Here is a 21,839-nt window from a genome sequence, read left to right as displayed (position 1 = left end):
CGCCGTGAAGTCAATTTTCTGTCCCTGCTGCCTTTTTCATCAGCTCATTCAGCTTTTCGAGCGCGCGGGCAATGCCGCCGACCTCGTCGATCAGGCCTTCTTCCACTGCCTGCGGGCCGTCCAGCATTGTTCCGACATCCTTGACCAGCATTTTCGTATCGAGCATCAGCTCCTCGAGCCGTTCCTTGGTGATTTTAGAATGGGCCGATACAAAACCTGTGATCCGATCCTGCGTCTTTTCCATATTACGGTACGTCTGTGCAACACCGATGAACATGCCGTTTGTACGCACCGGGTGAATGACCATGGTGGCACTCGGCACGATCAGCGAATAGTCTGCTGCAACGGCGAGCGGGACACCGATCGAATGACCACCCCCTAAAACGAGCGATACCGCAGGCTTTCGCATGGACGCAATCATCTCTGCAATTGCAAGACCGGCCTCCACATCTCCGCCTACGGTATTCAGGAGAATCAGAAGACCATCAATACTTTTGTCCTCCTCGGCACGGGCAAGAGCAGGGAGAATGTGCTCATAGCGCGTCGCTTTCGTGCGCTCGCCGAGTGATTCATGCCCCTCCACCTCGCCGATGATGGACAGCAGATAAATGTTGGTCTTCAGTTCTACAATATTTTCTTTTTCTGTCTGGTTTTTCTGTGATTCTGCCATACGGATTTCCTCTTTTCTGCTATTCCAAAATAGCTTCATCAGTATGCGCAGATTCTTATGATTCTATGTAATTTCCAGCGAAATTACTCGTCCAGATTGGTGTATACGTACTGTACGTCGTCGTCGTCATCCAGCAGATCCAGGGTACGGTTCAGATCTTTTAATGCCTGCGGATCGGTCAGCTCTACGTAGGTCTGTGGGATCATGGTAACGTCTGCCTCTGCCATGGCGATACCGTCTTTCTCCAGAGCCTCACGTACTGCGGAGAAGTCATCCGGATCGGTAATGATTTCGTAGCTGTCCTCTTCGTCTGCGAAGTCTTCTGCGCCTGCATCCAGAGCAAGCATCATCAGATCGTCAGCATCCATTTCGCACTCTTCTTTGTCGATGATGATCTGGCCTTTTTTGTCGAACATGTAGGATACGCATCCCGGTGTTCCAACGCTTCCGTTTCCTTTGGTGAAAGCGCTTCTTACGTTTGCTGCGGTACGGTTCTTGTTGTCGGTCAGAGTCTCTACGATGATCGCGATACCATTCGGGCCATAACCTTCGTAGGTGATACGCTCGTAGTTGTCTGCGTTTGCATCTCCGGCAGCTTTTTTAATACCGCGGTCGATGGTATCGTTCGGCATGTTGTTTGCTTTTGCTTTTGCGATAACGTCACGCAGCTTGCTGTTGTTTGCCGGATCCGGTCCGCCCTCTTTGACAGCGATTACGATCTCACGGCCGATGATGGTAAAGATTTTACCTTTTTTTGCGTCGTTTTTTTCTTTCTTATGCTTAATATTGGCAAATTTTGAATGTCCTGACATACCTCTTTTGTCTCCTTTATTTAAAGTATTACTTTTCTGTAAAAAGGTTTCCCCGAAAAACGGCAGAAGCCCATATAATATAGAATATAGCACGATCTTTCTCATTCGTCAACCGTGAACCGCGCCAAAAATACCCCTTATGTAGGCAGATCCAGGCTGATTTTCAGTGCTTCGTTCACAAGGGCCAGCTGTTCCGGCGTCAGATGACAGATTTTATCTTTCAGCCTTCTCTTATCGATCGTCCGAAGCTGTTCCAGTAAAATAACAGAATCCCGTACAATCCCATAGGCGGACGCTTCGATCTCAATGTGCGTCGGCAGCTTCGCCTTATTCATCCTCGATGTAATCGCCGCACAGATCACCGTCGGACTGTGCCGGTTGCCGATGTCATTCTGAATGATCAGCACCGGACGGACACCGCCCTGCTCACTTCCCACAACGGGCCGCAGGTCGGCATAATATACATCGCCACGCTTGATTACCACTTGTGCTCACTCTCCGATTCTTTCCGTTTTGCTTTCCCATACGATAACGATCCGGCGTTTTACGCCTTTTAAAATCGTTTCCATGTATTTAATATTGCCTGTTTTTCCGGAGGTATTCACAAATTTCATCCGGCGCTTCAAAAAAGTCCGCCCGGAGTTTTTTTGGGAACCCGTGATTCTGATCTGCTTTGCTCAGATTGACTGCAATCCTCTGATAATCTCGGATGCTGTTACATAGGAAGCACTGCTTTTTTCTTCCGCAGCCTCTCCCGCCTTTCCATGCGCATATGCCGCCAGTGCCGCTGTTTTGGCAAGGCTGATTTTTTTCTCGTTTTTTTCACACTGACGTTTTGCTGCAAAGGCGCCTGTGATTCCCGCGAGCACATCGCCGCTTCCCGCCGTCGCAAGCGCACTGCTTCCGCTTGTGTTTATGTAATACTGCTCACGCCCTTCCTCTGCTGTCACGGTTACGGAATCCTTTCGTACACAGCAGGCCTGGTATTTTTCGGCTGCCCTTCCGGCGCTTCCTGCCGGGTCACGCTGGCATTCTGCAATGGTCATGTGCAGCAGCCGTGCAAGCTCTCCTACATGAGGCGTTAAAATTTTTTCTGCCCGGCAGCCCGAAAGAATCTCTGCATCTTCTGCAATCAGGTTCAGCGCATCTGCATCCAGAACAAGAGGAACTTCTGTGTGCTGCACCGTAAAAACGAGCAGTTCTTTTGCCGTCCGGCTTTTGGAAAGTCCCGGTCCCGCAACAACAGCGTCCGCCCAGGCGAGATCCTGCAGCAGGGCTTCTTCCGGAAGCGGCTCATCCTCCTTCCAGAAATCCGCCATTGCTTCCGGCAGGGCACAGAAAAGCGGCGTACGGTTTCTTTCCTCTGTCACAACCTTTACCATGCCGGCACCGGATGCAAGGACTGCCCTGGCACACAAAACAGCGGCTCCGCACATGGCACCGGAACCGGCAAGTACCAGCACCTTTCCGAAGGTTCCCTTATTTCCCATCGGCGTGCGGGTAAGAAACCGGTCCAGATCTTCTTTTTCCACTGAACCGTACCAGGGCGTCTCCTCTTCTCCTGCATCAAAGCCGATTCCGATATCACGGACCAGGACCTCTCCGGCATATCGTTTTCCGGGATCAAAGAGAAGCCCTGGCTTTGCACAGGCAAATGTCACCGTGGCTCTGGCTTTCACCGCCGCATCAAGGACCTCTCCGGTATCCGTGTGGATCCCCGAAGGGATGTCCACGGCAAGAACAGGAACACCGCTTGCGCAGATTGCTTCCACTGCCCTCCGGTACTCCCCTGCCAGCGGACGGGATACGCCAATTCCAAAGATGGCATCTATGATAACAGTATATTCCCGGAAATCCGGATTCTTAACCTCACGGACCCCATAATTTTCCGCAATTTTCTTCTGTGCTCTCATGCCTTCACTGTATTTTTCCGGATTTCCAAGACAGAACAGTTCCGCATCCACCCCTTTCGTCTTTAAAATCCGTGCAATTGCCGCACCGTCCCCTCCATTATTTCCGGGACCGCACACAGCAAGGACTTTTCCTGTATCCCATGTTCCATTTTGAAGCTCCTCCACGCAGGACAGCGCTGCGCGCTCCATCAGTACCAGGGACGGTACCCCCATGGTTTCGATCGTATTGCGGTCTGCCTGCTTCATCTGTGCTGCTGTAAGAATCCGTTTCATCGCTTTTCCTCCTTTTCCTTCCTTATCCGGAAAGTGAACAGAAAAAGTCTCCGGTTTCCCGAAGACTCTCCTGCTTTTGTTTTGGTTTCTTAATTGTTCTTTGGATGCTCCGCCTCATATCTGGTCAGATTGTAGGAGAGACGCATCAGACTTTCGGAAAGATGGACGTTCTCGACGATCACATCTTTCGGAAGTTTTAAGTTTAGATCGGTATGTGCAAAATTCCAGATTGCTTTTACACCGTTGTCCACGAGAATCTCTGCCATCTCTACCGCTTTTGCTTTTGGCAGTGTCAAAGCCGCAATCTCTACATGGTGTTCCTTGATAAATTCCGGAAGCTCGTCCGCCATGCGGATTTCAATTCCGCGCACGGAGATTCCTTTTAATACCGGGTTGACGTCAAAAATACCGACCGTTTTGAATCCGCTTCTTTCAAAGGCCGCATAATTGGCAAGCGCCTGTCCCAGATTTCCGGCTCCGACAAAAATCATATTGTGGACTCTGTCCAGACCTAAGATTTTTCCAATCTCGCTGTACAGATACCGCACGTTATAACCATACCCCTGCTGGCCAAAGCCGCCGAAATTATTTAAGTCCTGGCGAATCTGGGAAGCTGTCACTTTCATCCGCTCGCTCAGCTCACCGGAAGAGATCCGTTCTACTCCGTCCTCCAGCAATTCGCCCAGGTAACGATAATATCTAGGAAGTCTTTTGATAACTGCCCGCGAAATTCCTTTTTCTTCCAAGATAAATTCCTCCTTATTTACACCTGCATATATTCATATTATATATGGTTGATAGAAAATTGTCAAAGATTTCTTGAAATTTTGTGTATTACTCTCTATAATAAGGATGGTGTGTTATGTCAAAATACAGAAATATGTTATCTGGAGGAACCACATGATTCTTGCATGTCAGAATATCTCGAAAGCATTCGGGACAACGGAAATTATCAAAAATGCATCTTTTCATATAGAAGAACGCGAAAAAGCCGCACTGGTCGGCATCAACGGCGCTGGAAAATCGACGCTGTTAAAAATCATCATCGGCGAAATGAGGGCCGATGAGGGAGAGGTCATCCTCTCCAAAGGAAAGACGATGGGCTATCTCGCCCAGCATCAGGATCTGACCGGACACCTTTCCATTTACCAGGAAGTGCTGACCGCGAAACAGAATCTGATCGATATGGAGGAACGCCTCCGTCAGATGGAAAGTGATATGAATACAAAATCCGGTGCAGAGCTGGATGAACTTCTTTCCACCTACACCCGCCTCTCCCATACCTTTGAACTGGAAAACGGATACGCGTACCGCAGTGAAGTCGTCGGTGTTTTAAAAGGTCTTGGCTTTTCCGAGAGCGATTTTGAAAAACAGGTGGACTCCCTCTCCGGCGGTCAGAAGACCCGCGTGGCACTTGGTAAACTGCTGCTTACCAAACCGGACATCATTCTGCTCGACGAGCCGACCAACCACCTCGATATGGACTCGATCTCCTGGCTCGAAACGTATCTTTTAAATTACAGCGGAGCCGTCCTGATCGTCTCCCATGACCGTTACTTTCTCGACCGCGTTGTCACAAAAGTCGTTGAAGTGGACAATAAAAAAGTAACAACTTTTGAGGGAAACTATACCGCCTACAGTCAGAAAAAAGCAATGCTCCGTGAAGCCGCTTACCATGCCTGGGTCAACCAGCAGCAGGAAATCCACCATCAGGAAGAAGTCATTGCAAAGCTGAAATCTTTCAACCGCGAGAAATCCATCAAACGCGCCGAGAGCCGTGAAAAAATGCTGGACAAAATGGATGTGCTGGAAAAGCCGACCGAAGTACGCTCCGATATGCGGATCCGTCTGGAACCGCGCATCACAAGCGGAAACGATGTGCTGACCGTCGAGCACCTCTCCAAAGCCTTCCCGGGACAGACGCTTTTCCAGGATCTGAATTTCGAAATCAAGCGCGGCGAGCGCGTGGCAATCATCGGAAACAACGGAACGGGAAAAACGACGATCTTAAAGATCTTAAACGAAGTCATCCGCCCGGATGCCGGCTCTTTTACACTTGGAAGCCGTGTACAGATCGGTTACTACGATCAGGAGCATCAGGTGCTCCACATGGAAAAGACCATTTTCCAGGAGATTTCCGACGCGTATCCATATCTGACAAACACCGAAATCCGAAATGTGCTGGCCGCCTTCCTGTTTACAAACGACGATGTCTTCCAACCGATTCATACCTTGAGCGGCGGTGAGCGCGGACGAATTTCCCTTGCCAAGCTGATGCTCTCGAACGCCAACTTCCTGATCCTCGACGAGCCGACCAACCACCTCGATATCGTCTCTAAAGAGATTCTGGAAAATGCACTGAAGGACTACACCGGAACGGTGCTATATGTCTCCCACGATCGTTATTTTATTAACCAGACCGCAACCCGGATTCTGGAGCTGACGGGACAGACACTCGTCAACTATATCGGAAATTACGATTACTATCTGGAGAAAAAAGAAGAGCTGACCCGCATCTATGCTCCTGCTGCCGATGCCGCCGCTCCGGAAGAAACAGCGGCTCCTTCCGAAGCCTCCTCCACAAAGCTGGACTGGAAAGCGCAGAAAGAAGAACAGGCACGTCTCCGCAAGAAAGAAAACGAGCTGAAAAAGACGGAGAAACGAATTGAAGAGCTTGAGACACGCGATTCGGAAATTGATGAGGAAATGTCGAAACCGGAAGTCGCAACGAATGTGGCAGAGTGTGTGAAATTAAGCAAAGAGAAAGCAGAGATTGCCGCGGAACTCGAAGAGCTGTATGAAAAATGGGAAGAGCTTGCCGAATAGACCTGGTTTTCCCCGGAAAAATTCAAAACAGAAAAAGCCGGTCCGGCGCATCCCTTTTTGCGGGAATGCCGGATCGGCTTTCTTTTTTGCTTCGTTTAATTATTTCTCCAGCTCCTCGCGGATGGCCAGGATGAAATCACGGCTGTTTAATACGGTCGGATTTTCCATGGTGGTGATCAGCGCAAGGTCTTTTGTCATTTTTCCACTCTCGATCGTTGCGATCGTTGCTTTTTCCAGACGGTCTGCAAATGCGGAAAGTTCTGCGTTTCCATCCATTTCCCCGCGTTTTCTGAGTGCGCCGGTCCATGCAAAAATGGTGGCCACGGAGTTGGTGGATGTCTCCTCACCTTTTAAGTGACGGTAATAGTGGCGCTGTACGGTTCCGTGCGCAGCCTCGTACTCGTAATATCCGTGCGGGGATACGAGAACAGAAGTCATCATCGCAAGGGAACCGAAGGCGGAGGATACCATGTCGCTCATGACATCGCCGTCGTAGTTCTTGCAGGCCCAGATAAAGCCGCCCTCTGCTTTCATGATGCGGGCAACGGCGTCGTCGATCAGAGTGTAGAAGTAGGTAATGCCTGCTTCTGCAAATTTCTCTTTGTACTCTGCATCGAAGATCTCCTGGAAGATATCCTTGAAGCGGTGATCATACTTCTTGGAAATCGTATCCTTGCTTGCAAACCACAGATCCTGTTTCGTGGACAGTGCGTACTCGAAACAGCTTCTCGCAAAGCTTTCTATGGAGTTATCCAGATTGTGCATGCCCTGAATGACACCGGCGCCGGTGAAGTTGTGGATCAGCTCTCTTGTCTCGGTGCCGTCCTCAGCCGTATAAACCAGCTCTGCTTTTCCCGGTCCCGGAATGCGCATTTCTGCATTTTTATAGACATCTCCGTATGCATGACGGGCAATCGTGATCGGTTTTTTCCAGTTGCGCACGCACGGCTCGATGCCTTTTACGACAATCGGGGTACGGAAAACGGTTCCGTCGAGCATGGCACGGATCGTTCCGTTCGGGCTCTTCCACATTTCTTTCAGATTGTACTCGGTCATACGCGCTGCATTCGGCGTAATGGTGGCACATTTGACTGCTACACCGTATTTCTTGGTAGCGTTTGCGGAATCTACGGTTACCTGATCGTTCGTCTCGTTTCTGTGTTCCAGTCCCAGATCGTAATATTCCGTTTTCAGGTCAATAAACGGGAGAAGCAGCTCATCTTTGATCATTTTCCAGAGAATTCTGGTCATCTCATCTCCATCCATCTCTACCAGAGGAGTGGTCATCTGAATTTTTTCCATAGTAGGCCTCCTTTTTCTATTCCCGTTTATTGTATAAAGTATCCTATAGCTTGTCAAGTCAAAATTCGCCTGATTTTTTGGCATTTTCCCATAAATTCACACAATTTTTGCAGGATGAGAGGTGTTTTCCTTCATTTTTCTTTTTTTATGCTGCCGCACAGTGTCTCACAGAAGAGACAGAAAACGGTCTGTTTGAAGCATCCCATGCCCCTGACGGTTGCGCGGAAGGCCAAGGTCTCTCGCCGATTCGCAAAGCAGCATTTTCGCCTGGACATTTGTAAGATCCGGAACCCGTTCAAGTGCCAAAGCCACGGCTCCGGACACCCGCGGTGCCGCCATCGAGGTGCCGCTCTTCACCACATATTCCTTCCTGCTTCTTCCAGGCGCGCAGGAAATGAGACGTTTTCCAGGCGCGACAAGATCCGGTTTGCAGACGCAGTCCCGTGTCGGGCCGCATCCGGAGATTCCTCTTCTTGGCTCCAGCAGATCGCCCGCTCCCACGGTGATCACTTTTCTGCTGTTCCCCGGCGCCGTAATACTGCCCGGAGCGGGCCCCAGATTTCCGGCCGCTGTCACAACAGTGATCCCGTCATCCCAGGCGCGCTCCACCGCCTGTACTAGCAGATCATCCACCGTTTTTTCCTGCTCTGTTGTTCCCACTGAAATATTTAAAATGCGGATATTAAGTCTTATTCGCTCTTTGCACACCCAGTCAATCGCCGCGAGGATATCCTGCTTTCTTCCATTTCCCCTTCGGTCCAGAATCTTCACTACGACAAACCGGCATCCCGGTGCCGCACCCTGGTATTTTCCGCCGGACGCTCTTCCACTTCCGCCAAGGATACCACAGACATGCGTTCCGTGTCCATTGTCATCGTAAGGCGTCTCCCGCCCGTACACAAGATCCCGGAAGGCTACAATCCGGCCGTCAAAATCCATATGGGGAAAAATCCCTGTATCCAGCACGGCGGCTGTAATTCCTTTTCCTGTCAGATTTTCCTGCTCTTTCATCCATAAGCCCCTGTGTATTCTTATCTTATGGTATGCAAAAAAGGCTGCCTTTCGCAAAGAACAGCCTTTTTGTTTTTCTTTTCTATACTTAAAACTGAATCTGCTTTTCCCCTTTCCGTTTCCAGAGAGCTGCTGCAAGCGGGATGCCGCAGAGCTCAGCCAGGACAAAGGCGCCCCATATCAGATTCAGGTTTCCAGATCCTTTGAGAAGAAATGCAAACACCAGCGGCAGAATCGCCTGGCGTGTCATGGATATGTACATACTTTCTTTTCCAAGGGAAAGTCCCTGCAACGCCGCCTGATAGATCAGGCCTGGAATCGAAAGCAGATAGGCCACTGCCAGAATGCGGAGCGCCGGAACTCCGATGCGCATCAGATTGTCCGAGGCATCAAAAAGTTTCAGTACAACGCCAGGACAGAATTCCAGCACGGCAAAAAAGATAAGAAACAGTCCGCCGCCGTAAAGAATGCCGTACCGGATCGACTGACGGATTCTTTCTTTTTGCTTTGCGCCGTAATTGTACGCTACAATCGGAATCAGACCGTTTGTGATACCGTGAACACCGACGGTTGTAATATTCTGAATCTTTGTGCACACACCAAAAGCAGCAACTGCCGTCGAAGAAAAGGTAATAATAATCGCATTCATCGCCATGTTGACAACCGAGGTCAGAATCTGTACCAGCGTGGACGGAAAACCGACTTTTATGATCTCACGCACACTCACCCAGTCCGGTTTCAGCGTAAAGGCAAACGGGATTTCCGGGTTCCACTTTTTATTAATCATCATTCCGGCAAGACAGCCCACAAACTGGCCGATGACGGTTGCCAGCGCAGCTCCGGCCGTCTCCATCCGCGGAAGGCCGAACCAGCCGAAAATAAAGATCGGATCGAGAATCAGATTTGTCAGCGATGCGGCGGAAAGTGTAAAAATAAAAAGGTGCGCTTTTCCGCTTGCCATAACAAACCGGTCAAAGACCCACTGTCCCATCTGGCCGAGAGACGCGATCATACAGATACTTAAGTATTGGATGCCATACGCTGCGATGGCTTCATTGCCGCCGGACTGACTTTCAAAATAGATCCGGGCAAATGCGATACATAAAATACTGTTTAAAATCCACGAGCAGAATGCAAGAAAAAGCGCGGCGCTCGCTGCATCTTTTACCTTTTTCTGATTCTTTTCTCCAAGTGCCCGGGAAATGACGGCGTTCAGGCCGACCGCATTTCCAAGACCGAGCGATGATACAATGAGCTGCATCGGAGCCGCCAGGGAAATTGCCGTCAGTGCATCCTCAGAAACCCGCGCAACGAACACGGAATCTACGAAGTTGTAAAGCGAATTAATCAGAAGTGACAGCATCAGCGGCAGCGCCATGGAAATCACCAGACGGCTGACCGGGATCGTTCCCATTTTGTTTTCTTCCATAAAAACCCTCTCCTGTTCTTTTGTTTTTTCTGTTTCCAGTGTAGCGTGAATTTCCGGAAAGATCAAATACTTATCTTCGATACAACAAAATAGTTTTTAGCTATACTTTATAATTTTTTCACCTGCAGAAACTGCCACCGGCAGCTCTCTTCGAATGCAGCGCAGCGAAAAAGGGGAATCTAACCCTTTTTATCGTATGTATCGCAACAAAAACAGAAAGATATCTGCCGAAACGGTTTCGGTAAATATCTTCCTGTACTTTTTCCAAAAACTTTTCAAAACTATTACTTCTGCTGCTCCATTCGCTTCAATTCCGGCAGAACCAGAATCAGCATGGTGATAAAGCAGAGACTTCCGCCGATTACGTTTGATACCGGTTCGGCAAGGAATACACCGTCCGTTCCCATGTGGAGTACGTACGGCATCAGATAGGTGAGCGGTACAACAATGAAGACTTTTCGGAGCAGGGAGAAAAAGATCGCCTGTTTCTTTTTATTCAGAGATTTGAATACGGTCTGTCCAATGTACTGCAGATCCATGAAAATGAATGCTGCAAAGTACTGCTTCAGAGCCGGAACCGCATCTGCGGTCAGTACCGCATCCGAACTGAAAATACCGATCAGCGCATGCGGCGCCAGAACAATCACGCTCCACATCACTGCGGTATAGCCGAGGATCATCGCACTCATGACACACATCGCCTTGCGCACGCGGGCCGGACGGCGTGCACCGTAATTATAGCTCAAAATTGGAGAAGTTCCCTCATTCATTGCATAGATCGGTGTCTCGACGAGCTGACGCACGCTCGATACGATCGTCATAACAGAGATGTAAATATCACCGCCGGTCACAGAAAGTACATTGTTGCAGCAGATCGTGACAAGGCTGTTGGTCAGCTGCATGATAAATCCGGCGGTACCGAGACTGACAATATTTTTCGCATAGCCTGCACACTCAGAAATTTCATCTTTCCGCACAAAGCGCACTTTCAGTTCCGATTTCCGGGTCAGGAAATACAGAACGAACACTGCGGAAAGTGTCTGGGAAATCACAGTTGCAATCGCAGCCCCCTGCACACCAAAGCCAAACACAAAGATAAACAGCGGGTCAAGCAGCAGGTTTGCGACCGCTCCGATCGTGACGGAAAGCATGCCAACGGTCGAGTAGCCCTGCGCGTTGATGAACGGGTTCATGCCGGTTGCCACCATTGACGGCAAAGTTCCGATCAGATAAATCATCATATAAGGATACGCGTATACCATCGCATCTGCCGATGCACCGAACAGTGACAGCAGTGGACGGGCAAACAAAAAGCCGATCACCATCAGTATGACAGCACAGACACATACCATGGAATACGACGTATTCATAATACGTTCCGCCTTTTTTTGATCATTCTTTCCACGCTCAATCGAAAACAGCGGAGCGCCGCCGCTTCCAAACAAGTTGCTGAATGCTGTGATGATAACGATCAGCGGAAAGCACAGACCGACTGCACCGAGTGCCGCCGTTCCTACCTCCGGGATCCGCGCGATGTAGACGCGGTCTACAATATTGTACAGCAGACTCAAAATCTGAGCAACCAGCATTGGGAGCGCTGCCCCGAGGATGTTTCCGGTTACGGTTCCATGTTCGAAATCAATTCGTTTCATTTGTTCCCTCATTCCCTTCTTTTTCACTTGCTTTTCAGTATAGCATGGCGTATTCTATATGTAAATTATTGTTTTTATATTGATATTAAATAATTTTTATATAGTTTTTTCAGGAGGATTTTTATGGAACTTCGACAACTCGAATACTTCCGCGCCATCGTGGACGCGGGAACCATCAGCGGGGCGGCACGGGTGCTGCATATGACACAGCCGCCGTTAAGTTATCAGATCAAAATGCTGGAGGAAGAGCTTCAGGTGCCTCTTCTCATCCGCGGCACAAAGAAAATCACTCTGACCGAGGCAGGAAAAACACTGTATGAACAGGCAGGAACGCTTCTGATGTTTGCGGATCTCACCAGGCGCGAAGTCGTAAAATCCAGTCAGTCTGCGACACTCCACATCGGCATGACGCCATCCACCGTTTCACTGCTCGCCGACTATCTCCTGCGATTTTCCCGGAAATACCCGCACATCCATTTCGATGTCCACGAGGGTTCTACCTTTGCTTTAAAAGACCAGCTCGAAAATCACATGGTGGATCTCACCACGCTCCGTACGCCAATCGTTTTAAATGGCTGTGAGACGAAGACCCTTTTAAAAGAGAGCATCACCGCCATGGCACTCCCTTCTCACCCGCTTTTTGCCGGGCGTGAAACCCTTTCGCTTACAGAACTTGCCGAGCAGCCGCTGATTCTGTCGAACCGCTACCGGAAATACATGCTCTCCGCTTTCGAGCAGGCAGGTCTGTTCTGCGATATCTATCTCACCTGCGAGGACGCCCGCACGGCAATGACAATGGCAGAAAAAGGCCTTGGCATCGCTCTTCTGCCGGCCTCCATGCTGAATCTTACCCATAAATTAAAGGCCTGCACCATCACAGATGCAGACCTTACAACCGAAATCCTGCTTGCCTGGCGCAAGGGGCGCCTTCCGTCTGAACTTCGGGCTTTTCTGGAATTGTGGGATAAAAATGACTCCCTCAATAATCAAATTCATGTTCCCCAACCGTAATCGTCTGCGTCAGTTTTTCATTCAGATACGGTTTACGGATCTCAATTAGATTCAGAACGGTGTAACCACGCTTTCTCAAAAATTCAATCATCCTGTGGTTATTGGGATGGACATAGTTGTAAACCGTATCGTTTCCATAAGAAGCTGCAATTTCTTCTGCCTTGCCATGCAGTGCGGCAGCAACTCCCTGCCGGCGGTACTCTTCTCTGACAAAGATGGATTCCACCCACACCACCTCGCTCTCAATACGACAGACAACATAACCTGCGTATTCGCCATGCACCGTGGCGGCAAACACTGGAAATCCTGCTAAAAGGTATTCCTTCATTTCTTCCCGTCCGTCTTCCACGTTCGGTTTTGATGCAATTCCTTTATAGGAACGCAGTTCTACTCGAAACAGCGCAACCATTTCTGCAAGGGCATCGTTTACCTGCCTGATTTCTACCAGTTCTATTTTTTTCATGGTTTCTCTCTCCTGCCACTGTCGTTCTTTTTCCTATTTGCAATTCGTCTCGCTGCTCATATCCGTGATCGAAGTATATCAGGCTTCTTTTCTCTTGCGAAACAAATATTCATCCAATTGTTTCCGAATCGTTTCCGGTATTTCTCTTGCCACCGGGCAGACCGCTGCGTTTGCGAATCTTCCGGTAAATACTGTCAGGAAATCAATATCTTTTTGCAGCTGCTCCATCGACATCACATCTTTGACATCGTAGCGGCAGTGAATCGGGGCGACATTTCCGTTGGCAATACGCGCAAACGAAACAGCCGGAACCCCATGATCGGCAAATGGTGTGGAATCACTGGAATAGACGCCGTTTTCTGCCGCAATTGGAAATCCAACTTCTGCAGCCATATAGCTGATGTAATGGGTAAGCTTTTCTTCTGCCGATACACAGGCGATAAATTTTCCCATATACGTTCCGATCATGTCCAGATTGATGTTCAGTACTGTTTGTCTCAGTTCTTTTTCATGATCTCTGACATACGCTTTCGATCCTAAAAGTCCTCTTTCTTCGCTTCCGCAGAATACAAACCGAAGACCATAATTCAGCTCTTTCCCTTTCATCTGCTCCATGATTCCAAGAAGCCCTGCGCATCCGCTCATGTTGTCATATGCACCATGCGAAAGCGATGTCGTATCATAATGCGCGCTTAAAACGATCCATTCTTCTCTTTTTCCCGGCAATTCTGCAATCACATTATGGGATTCTCCATCGTATTCCTTCTGCCGGATTTCCAGACGGATCTGTTTTACTTTATTTTTCACAAGTTCTACTGCCTGTGCGGAGTGAATCATAGCGCAGAGCACTTTCTTTTCCTCTCCGACAACGGCTTCCCGAAGATCTCTCTGATCAATGTCTGTATGTGGGTAATAGCTGTTTCCATATTGGAACAGAATCGCTTTCGCGCCTGCTTTCATCAAATCCTGGTACGCAAAAAATCCGATTCCCTGCGTATCCATCAGCACAATTTTATCTTTTGCACCGGCAACGGAAACCGGATCGGTTCCCGGCATATAGTAGAGTTCGCCTTCGACACTTCCGCTTCCGCAGCATGTGAGAGCTTTGCATGAAATTTCCATCCCGTCTGCATACAAATGTGCCTCTTCGATTTCGCCCATCGCAACGCGGAAACCTTCCAGTTTTGCCGGGACTCCTAATGTTTCACACTGCTCCTTTAAATAGTTTGCAACCTGCAATTCTTCTTTTGTACCGCTTGCATGTACAAAATCTGTCTGGTCAAAAATAGATTGTAGCTTCATATTTTTAGTTCTCCTTTATAACCATTTTTTCTGTATATCATTTGCTAACATAACCATGTTATTTCGTACAACTTTTTTTTAAAACTGTGATGGTGTATCTGTTCCTCTTTCTCATTCCCATGATTTATGTTTTTTCCAGAGCTCAGAGAGACTCGATCAGTCCTTTGATTCCCTGCTCTTTATAGATATCTTTATAGTATTGGACTTCATCCTTGATCAGCTCATCGATCACCTGCATGCCAAGCAGCTCCACCGGTGCCTGGTCATCTGTGAGGATATAATTTCCTTTCTGATATTCTGTAAGATTTGACGTAACTTCCTGCATCATATTTTTCAGGTTTACGTTTGTAAGTTCCCCCGTATGTTTCGTCAGATTCTTTACGATGTCCGAATCGTCCGACGCAAAGAGTTCCCGGTTGGACGATCCTGCCACATCCACTGTAACCGCTGTATCAAAGACACTTCCAATCGTATCCGAAAGGTACTGATTGATGTTTCCTTCCTTCATTCCACGCATATTCATGTTTACCACCATAACGCCATCGTCCTTCAGATGTGATTTGACCAGTTCAAAGAACTCTTTGGAGGACATCTGGAATGGAATTGTGATATCCTGATATGCATCGACCATAATCACATCATACGTTTTCTGCGATGCATTTAAAAACGCTCTTCCATCGTAAGTAGTCACCGGAATATCCTCGGAAAGTGAAAAATATTTCCGCGAGAGATCCGTGATCTTTTCATCAATCTCTACACCCTCAATGTTCATGTTCCCAAAATATTTCTTACACTGTGTGGCGTAGGTTCCCGTACCCATGCCAAGGATCAGCACATCCATCTGATCTGTCGGCTTGTCTTTGATCATAAGCGGCGCCGCCATCGCATAATCATAGTACATTCCGGTCAGTTCATCCTGCTTCATATAGACAGACTGTACGCCAAACAGAACATTGGTAGACAATGCTACTCTCTTATCATTTTCGTACACCTGAAGATAGTTGTATACAGACTCTCCCTCATATGTCAGGTTGTTTTCCCAGAATGCGAAGGAATCGGAATAACCTGTTCCACAGCAGAACGCGAAAATAAGTACCGATGCAATCACTTTCTTTTTCCCTGCTTTTTCCATCACAAAATACACGATGGATAACGCAAGTAAAATTCCCGCAAAGATCAGAAAAGTGATCGATGTTCCAACCGCAGGGATCGTAACAAACGTCGGCACAAAGGTACCAATAATGCTGCCGATCGTATTGAATGCTCCCAGTGTTCCCACCGTTTTTCCGTTATCATCCAGATTGCTCACCGAATATTTGACCAGTGACGGAGTTACCGTGCCCAGTAAAAACAATGGGAACACAAAAATTACCATACAGGCCACAAACGCAGCCAGGATCAGAAAATTGTTATTTACAGAAAAAATCAGAACCGCAGAAATGCCAACAATGATATATTTTCCAACCACAGGGATCAACGCAATCCATAAAGCAGCTACGATGATACGGCCATAAAGCTTGTCCGGATTGGGTGACTTGTCCGCCGTTCTGCCTCCATAGATATTTCCCAGTGCCATAGCGATCATGATGGTTCCTATGATGATCGTCCATACAATCTGTGAAGAACTAAAATATGGTGCCAGAAGCCTGCTCGCACCAAGTTCTACCGCCATCACAGACATTCCTGAAAAAAATTCTGTCAGATACAAAAACAACTTGTTTTTTAAGATGCCACGATTTTTTCTTTCCATGTCGACTCCTTTTTTATTTTATCTTTTTGCTGCCATCATGCCGGCAAAAGAGTGAAACATACCGCAAAATGGAACGCACAGAATGCGGAAATGATTTTTCAAACGCGCTCTACTATCATACCATAGACTTCTTTGGAATTTTGCAATATATTTTTCCATGACTCTTAATGTCCAAACAGCCATCCCATAATTTTTTCATCCCGACAGAACAGATAACCGCCTCCGTGCTGATAAGTCACTTTCGTTCCTGCAAAGTAATTTTTCTCTTTTATATCCAGTACCAGCAAATTGTCTATTTCGGATTTTGCTAAACCCTGCTCTGCATACAGCTCATATAAAATCTGATACGCTTCTTTAAACGGTTCTGATCCATAATATTCATCACTTTCGCCAATCACAAAATAGACCGGTGTTTTTGCCTCTGTCACCGGTTCATATGCTCCATCCCATTTGGAGCTGCACATGAGCGCTGCAGTAAACAGTTCCGGCTTTTTCCCCAGGATCAGCGCCAGCGTTTCTCCTCCGCCGGAATAGCCGTTACTATATACTTTTTCCGGTTCTGCTGCCCCTTCTGATGCTGCTGTTCTTTCTGTTTCTTCCAGCTCTGTCATTTCTTCTGTGTTTCTTTTTTCTTCTGTATCCTTTGAATCCTCTATCTGTTCAGATCCCGCTGCCGGAACATCCATATTCCTTTTTCCAGCGCTTTTAAAAAACTGTCTGGATAGCAGAAGCGATATAGCAAAAATAGCAAAGCAAACCGTAAGCAGCATTATTTTTCTTTTTGTCATAATGTGAATTCCTCCTTTTTTTACTATTTTTAATCATAGCAAAACGAGACCTCCATAAGAAGTCTCGTTTTTTTTCAGTCGTAACCTTTCCGTTTATTCTTCTGGTCAAAGCTCTACCACTTTCGTTGCCAGCTTTTTGGCAAACCTTGCATCATGCTCCACGATCAGCATCGTTGGCTGGAACTGCGCAATCAGTTTCTCAATCTGCATCCGTGAAAATACATCAATATAATTCAGCGGTTCATCCCACAGATAGAGATACGCAGGTGTTAAAAGGCTGGCAGCAATCAATACTTTTTTCTTCTGTCCCTCGGAAAATTCCTCCATGTTTTTTACAAACTGTTCTCTGTCCAGATCCAGGCTGCGCAACATGGAAAGGAGCATTGGCTCATCAATTTCCTGCTTTTTGGCAAATTCTTTCAGCGTTCCGGACAGATGCGAGGTATCCTGGTTGATATAGGAAATAACGAGATTTGAGGCAATCGAACAGGTACCCGTTGCCATTATATTTTCGCCGGAAAGATTTTCGCATCCGGACATCGTAATTTTCCGCTTTTCGATTCCGCCATTGGAAGAATTTTGCAGGTTCTGCGTCAGAATATACTTGATCAGGCTGGATTTTCCACAGCCATTTTTTCCTTTCAGAAAAACACGGTCTCCTTGTTTCAGTTCAAAATTCAATCCGGTGATCACATGTTCTTTTCCATCCCGATATTTTAAGGAAAAATCCCTGCATTCGATCAGCCGTTCTTTGTAATGGGAAAGCGGCATAATCTTTAAATCTTTTACCGTTTCGATATCTTTTAACAGCCCTTCCTTTTTCTCGATCTCCCGGTCCATTCTCTCCTCGTACGCTTTGACGCGCGACTGCATTTTCTTCGTCTTTGCTCCGATATACGATCGTGTCGATATCGATCTGTCATGTTCTTTGGCTGGATCATACCCAATCTTGGTATTTTCATTTTTTCTGCCCAGCGCGAAGAACGGTCGGCGGCTGCCTTTAGTTTTCCAATTTCTTTTACATGTTTTTCATGTTCCATTCTGGCGAAGTTGTCTGCTTTTTCCTTATTTTCCCACCAGCTGGAAAAATTGCCGCTCTGCACTTCGATCGAGGCCCGGTTTAAAACCAGCACATGATCGATACAGGCGTCCAGCAGATCCCTGTCGTGGGATACCAGAATAAATCCTTTTTTTGACGCCAGATATTTTTTGATAATCTCTCTGGCGTCCTGATCCAAATGGTTGGTGGGTTCATCGATCAGCAGAAAATCATTTTCACCGGAAAAAAGGACTGCAAGCATGACCCTGGTCCGCTCCCCAAAGCTTAACGTACCAAATGGTCTGTACAAAAGTTCTGCGTCCATATCCACTTTTTCCAATTCACAAAGAACTCTCCAGCTCTCTACTCCCGCTTTCCAGTCTTCCATCAGCTCCGCTGCTGTCCGTTCCAGATCTTTTTGTTTCACCGGATACGGAAAATAATCGAAGACAACCGATCGGGTGATCGCTCCCTGGTATTCGTATTTTCCCAGGAGTAACTGAAGAAACGTTGTCTTTCCCTTTCCGTTTCTTCCCACAAAACCAAGCTTCCAGCTGGTGTCGATTGAAAACGATACATTTTCAAAGATTGTATCATAACTTCCTTCATACCCAAAGGTTAGATTACTGACATTGATCTGTGCCATAAAAACTCCCTTCTGCCTGTTTTTCTTTTTCTCACGGCATAAAAAATTCTGCCTAGAGTATTTAAAAAGCGAGCCCGCTTTGCGTACGCAAAACAGACCCGCATCCTAAACAGACACAGCGTGCATGGCACTGGTGTCGGAACATAACGAATCGTCTAAGTATCTAATTTAAGCGTACACAAAATAACCCGTTTCAAACAGGTCTTACCAAAATACAATTGTGTTTTCCAGCTTAAATTATTTCAGATACATTCCCTCACCTTTACACGTTCATGTTCTTTCTTTTTTCTATTCATGCTTTAAAGCGTCTTCGAAAAGCATTTTTCAAATATGCTCTATGCATAGTTGGACAATATCACAGATTTGCTGATCTGTCAATGCCAAACTAATTTCTCAGCATCTTTCCATTTTACATAAAAATAGTACAAGACCTTCCAAAAATGCCAGATCTCTGGGCTGGAACATCCTTTTCCACTCAGAAAAAATCCCCATGCCGGATCAAATGCCCGGGTTCAGCTACCAGAAACTGCTCATCCCATTCTCCCGACACCAGTTTTTCCAGGATTCGGTTACTTCCCTGCACATAGTCCAACGCTGCATGAATCATATCTGCATTTTTCTGCGCCTGCTCCGCATACGCAAGTTCATAACAATCATTATACCCGGTATCAATGATATCCAGAAAATAATACTGGTCAAACCACATGTGGAACAACGTTTCTTCATCTAGTCCCTGAAATTCCTTGGATGCTTTCCGATAATCTTTCAATAGTGATAACACAGAAAATTTTTCGGGCTCATCCTCATAAAGATACAGATGCCCGCTCTCCTTGCGGTTGGGGATGTACCGGTCATCTGTGGCTAAAAGCAGGGACACACAATCATCTACTCTTGGAATCACAGTCCTTACCTGTGCCCGCACCTGGTCCCAAACTCCTCCGCAAAATCCCATGGCAGCCAGAATCGTATCCGGCTTCCTTTTTCTTTTTTCCAGTTCCTGCCAGATCACCGTTTTCATAGTCGCCGGCTCTACGTGATAGATCCGATCAATGACTATAATCGGATAATTGGTATGCATCTTCTCCTGTGCCCGTTTCACATAACGTTCCAGCGAACTGCAAGTCAAAATGACGGTTTCTTTTTCCATATTCGTGCTCCTCGTACAATATATAAAAATTGATTTATCTGCGTCGTTTACCGTAAGTTTTTCTTTCTATGTTATACTACAATAGTTTTGATGTTGGGGGCAAAACCATAAATAACTTTGTCCTCTATTTCTATAAAGAGTTTTCTGAAATTCAATGCTGCTATCTTGGAACCGAAAAAGAACTTGCCCCGCTGTTTCCCACGAGGTATCTTTTCCAAGTGGTAATTCTTGCGTATATTCGATGGAACAGTTTCCACTCCATTACGCAGCCTTGCATAATTTTTGAATTCTTTGCTATTCATGTTCCGTTGGATTTTCGCACGTTCATGCGCTGCTTTGGATGTTACTATTTTTGCAACCTTCTTAAAGATCTTCGGCTTGCATTGATCCTGCTACGGACAGTTGGCACACTGCTCATGCAGAGAGGAAACGGCACACTGATTGCTTGGTTTCATATAAGAACAGCTTTTCGGTGCATGGCCGGCTGGACATCGGAGGACTTTTGTTCCCTCTTCGTTGAATTCAAAATCAGCAAGGATATCCGGAGCCGGTTTCCCCGTCAGACTTGTGGTAATCAGTTCTACGTTTTTATGAGCTGCAAGTTGTGTGTTTTCTGTTCCACTATATGCTCCATCCGTGACTATAACAGTCCGTTCTTCCTGGTTATCCATCTGCGCAAGGTGCTCCTGGATAAACTGACTGTCACTATGGTTGTTTTGCTCATACTGGTACTCTGTTACAACAGAACCATCGGCTCCAACGGATTCTTCAAGATTAGCAGCATATCCTCGATGCTCTTTTCCTGCTTTATTCCGGAATGTCGCTTCAGGGTCAGAAGGATTCTGCAGCATGGTTGATTTCATGCCGCCGTCTTCTTTCGTGCGGAGTCTTCGGTTTTCATTTTCAACAATGGTCTGTTCTGACAGGCATCTGACAAACAGATCATACTCTGTTGAATCATTGTAATCAGACTCACACAGGGCAAGAAGTTTATCCGCATCCGTTAAGAGTTGCTTCATGCGCTCATCTGCATCGGTACTGCGCTGATGATAAATCACTCTGTTAAAATCGTTAGGATCGATATAATGTTTTAAATCGTCAGACAGAACGGAACCATTGATTTTATTCACATACATCGCCAGCTTTACAATGCAGGTGTATATCAGTTCCATTCGGCTGAGCCTGCGGACGTTGGATTCGATCATCATGGAATCCATACGTCTGACTTTACCGCTGATTCCCATCAGTTTTGCAATCGAAGCACTTAAATCTTTCACACAATCATGGTAAAGATCCTTGTTGTGAAGTGTTTCATAATCATAGCACCTCTTGCGGAAACGGCTTAAGGTCTTGTCACTCAAAGGCTGTTCTTCAAAACTTGTTGTGTGCAGTGCGTACTGAATTCGAAAATCCAGCATAAGATTTTCGACCATCTCGTCATCGGAATAATCAAAAAGCTCTTTGATAATGAGCGCACCAACAATCACGTTGACCGGAGTATTCGGTCTGGATGCCTTATCGCTGTATAAGACAGAAAAACGCTTTTCATCAATGGCAGGAAATATTTCATCGGCAAAGACTTTTGCCCAGGATTTTTCCAATGCTTTTTGTTCTCTGGCAGTTAATCCAGAAAAACTATCTGTAAATGACATTTGCTGGTAAGTATTTTCTTTGAATGACATAGAGATTGCCTTCTTTCCTACTAAGATATCTCTATTATACAGCAAGTAAACCATTTAGGCTTGTATTTACTACAAAATATATGAACTTTTCAAGGTACTATAGAGGGGCTTTTGACCCCAACA

General features: G+C 46.8%; 18 protein-coding genes and 1 pseudogene. 3 read left to right on the top strand and 16 right to left on the bottom strand.

Translation table 11 applies throughout. The features are described 5' to 3' along the window. Window positions 1-10 precede the first annotated feature (10 nt). The 5 genes from DXB83_RS02915 to DXB83_RS02895 all read right to left on the bottom strand — a co-directional run bounded on the left by DXB83_RS02915 (window position 11) and on the right by DXB83_RS02895 (window position 4,414). Window positions 11-670 (bottom strand): ClpP family protease, encoded by a 660-nt coding sequence (locus tag DXB83_RS02915; RefSeq protein ID WP_022462570.1) that lies wholly within the window; start codon window positions 668-670, stop codon window positions 11-13. A gap of 83 nt (window positions 671-753) precedes the next feature. Beyond that, window positions 754-1,482 (bottom strand): YebC/PmpR family DNA-binding transcriptional regulator, encoded by a 729-nt coding sequence (locus DXB83_RS02910; RefSeq protein WP_022462571.1) that lies wholly within the window; start codon window positions 1,480-1,482, stop codon window positions 754-756. Between the two features lie 137 nt (window positions 1,483-1,619). Further along, a complete protein-coding gene (locus DXB83_RS02905; protein ID WP_022462572.1) occupies window positions 1,620-1,967 on the bottom strand; it encodes a type II toxin-antitoxin system PemK/MazF family toxin in 348 nt (115 codons plus the stop codon). Between the two features lie 192 nt (window positions 1,968-2,159). Beyond that, on the bottom strand, window positions 2,160-3,668 hold the full coding sequence (locus DXB83_RS02900; protein WP_022462573.1) for a bifunctional ADP-dependent NAD(P)H-hydrate dehydratase/NAD(P)H-hydrate epimerase: 1,509 nt from the start codon (window positions 3,666-3,668) through the stop codon (window positions 2,160-2,162). A gap of 89 nt (window positions 3,669-3,757) precedes the next feature. Beyond that, window positions 3,758-4,414 carry a redox-sensing transcriptional repressor Rex gene (locus DXB83_RS02895; protein WP_022462574.1) on the bottom strand — a complete coding sequence of 219 codons (657 nt, stop codon included), beginning with the start codon at window positions 4,412-4,414 and terminating at the stop codon, window positions 3,758-3,760. 154 nt (window positions 4,415-4,568) lie between these two features. Here DXB83_RS02895 and DXB83_RS02890 point away from each other — a divergent pair, with 154 nt between their 5' ends. Beyond that, entirely contained in the window at window positions 4,569-6,494 is a 1,926-nt protein-coding gene (locus DXB83_RS02890; RefSeq protein WP_117508975.1) for an ABC-F family ATP-binding cassette domain-containing protein, read from the top strand. A 99-nt stretch (window positions 6,495-6,593) separates the two neighbouring features. Here DXB83_RS02890 and DXB83_RS02885 read toward each other — a convergent pair whose 3' ends face one another. From DXB83_RS02885 to DXB83_RS02870, 4 genes are all read right to left on the bottom strand, one after another. Further along, entirely contained in the window at window positions 6,594-7,796 is a 1,203-nt protein-coding gene (locus tag DXB83_RS02885) for an NADP-dependent isocitrate dehydrogenase (protein ID WP_055217983.1), read from the bottom strand. Between the two features lie 165 nt (window positions 7,797-7,961). Beyond that, window positions 7,962-8,807 carry a S8 family peptidase gene (locus DXB83_RS02880; protein WP_117508976.1) on the bottom strand — a complete coding sequence of 282 codons (846 nt, stop codon included), beginning with the start codon at window positions 8,805-8,807 and terminating at the stop codon, window positions 7,962-7,964. Between the two features lie 88 nt (window positions 8,808-8,895). Continuing rightward, window positions 8,896-10,236: an MATE family efflux transporter gene (locus DXB83_RS02875; protein WP_117804170.1), complete on the bottom strand. Its 1,341-nt coding sequence runs from the start codon at window positions 10,234-10,236 to the stop codon at window positions 8,896-8,898. A 284-nt stretch (window positions 10,237-10,520) separates the two neighbouring features. Beyond that, window positions 10,521-11,888: an MATE family efflux transporter gene (locus DXB83_RS02870; RefSeq protein WP_055227883.1), complete on the bottom strand. Its 1,368-nt coding sequence runs from the start codon at window positions 11,886-11,888 to the stop codon at window positions 10,521-10,523. A 123-nt stretch (window positions 11,889-12,011) separates the two neighbouring features. Between DXB83_RS02870 and DXB83_RS02865 the strand changes: the two genes are divergently transcribed. Next, window positions 12,012-12,899: a LysR family transcriptional regulator gene (locus DXB83_RS02865; RefSeq protein ID WP_117804098.1), complete on the top strand. Its 888-nt coding sequence runs from the start codon at window positions 12,012-12,014 to the stop codon at window positions 12,897-12,899. On the opposite strand, the gene DXB83_RS02860 is transcribed toward DXB83_RS02865, so the two are convergent. The 3 genes from DXB83_RS02860 to DXB83_RS02850 all read right to left on the bottom strand — a co-directional run bounded on the left by DXB83_RS02860 (window position 12,868) and on the right by DXB83_RS02850 (window position 16,414). Beyond that, window positions 12,868-13,362 carry a GNAT family N-acetyltransferase gene (locus tag DXB83_RS02860; RefSeq protein WP_117804097.1) on the bottom strand — a complete coding sequence of 165 codons (495 nt, stop codon included), beginning with the start codon at window positions 13,360-13,362 and terminating at the stop codon, window positions 12,868-12,870. The two genes, DXB83_RS02865 and DXB83_RS02860, sit on opposite strands and share 32 nt — an antisense overlap. Before the next feature lie 78 nt (window positions 13,363-13,440). Then, window positions 13,441-14,664 carry a M28 family metallopeptidase gene (locus tag DXB83_RS02855; protein ID WP_117804096.1) on the bottom strand — a complete coding sequence of 408 codons (1,224 nt, stop codon included), beginning with the start codon at window positions 14,662-14,664 and terminating at the stop codon, window positions 13,441-13,443. A gap of 142 nt (window positions 14,665-14,806) precedes the next feature. Next, window positions 14,807-16,414 carry a spermidine synthase gene (locus DXB83_RS02850; protein WP_117804095.1) on the bottom strand — a complete coding sequence of 536 codons (1,608 nt, stop codon included), beginning with the start codon at window positions 16,412-16,414 and terminating at the stop codon, window positions 14,807-14,809. 51 nt (window positions 16,415-16,465) lie between these two features. On the opposite strand from DXB83_RS02850, the gene DXB83_RS17330 reads away from it, so the two are divergent. After that, window positions 16,466-16,540 (top strand): DUF6783 domain-containing protein, encoded by a 75-nt coding sequence (locus tag DXB83_RS17330; protein WP_442857707.1) that lies wholly within the window; start codon window positions 16,466-16,468, stop codon window positions 16,538-16,540. Window positions 16,541-16,578: 38 nt separating this feature from the next. Here DXB83_RS17330 and DXB83_RS16770 read toward each other — a convergent pair whose 3' ends face one another. The 4 genes and pseudogenes from DXB83_RS16770 to DXB83_RS16765 all read right to left on the bottom strand — a co-directional run bounded on the left by DXB83_RS16770 (window position 16,579) and on the right by DXB83_RS16765 (window position 21,716). Continuing rightward, a complete protein-coding gene (locus tag DXB83_RS16770; protein WP_118697236.1) occupies window positions 16,579-17,202 on the bottom strand; it encodes a prolyl oligopeptidase family serine peptidase in 624 nt (207 codons plus the stop codon). A gap of 105 nt (window positions 17,203-17,307) precedes the next feature. Then, window positions 17,308-18,887: pseudogene (locus DXB83_RS17325) on the bottom strand (ATP-binding cassette domain-containing protein). A gap of 475 nt (window positions 18,888-19,362) precedes the next feature. Next, window positions 19,363-20,034, bottom strand: coding sequence for a DUF1638 domain-containing protein (locus DXB83_RS02835; RefSeq protein ID WP_055227877.1), 672 nt, complete (start codon window positions 20,032-20,034; stop codon window positions 19,363-19,365). Window positions 20,035-20,426: 392 nt separating this feature from the next. Beyond that, complete coding sequence (locus DXB83_RS16765) at window positions 20,427-21,716, bottom strand: transposase (RefSeq protein ID WP_226906315.1); 1,290 nt, start codon at window positions 21,714-21,716, stop codon at window positions 20,427-20,429. Window positions 21,717-21,839: the final 123 nt, after the last annotated feature.

Origin of the sequence: Blautia sp. OM06-15AC (genome assembly GCF_003481425.1) — a bacterium.
GTDB lineage: Bacteria > Bacillota > Clostridia > Lachnospirales > Lachnospiraceae > Fusicatenibacter > Fusicatenibacter saccharivorans.
This window is presented reverse-complemented; position numbering and strand designations above follow the sequence as displayed.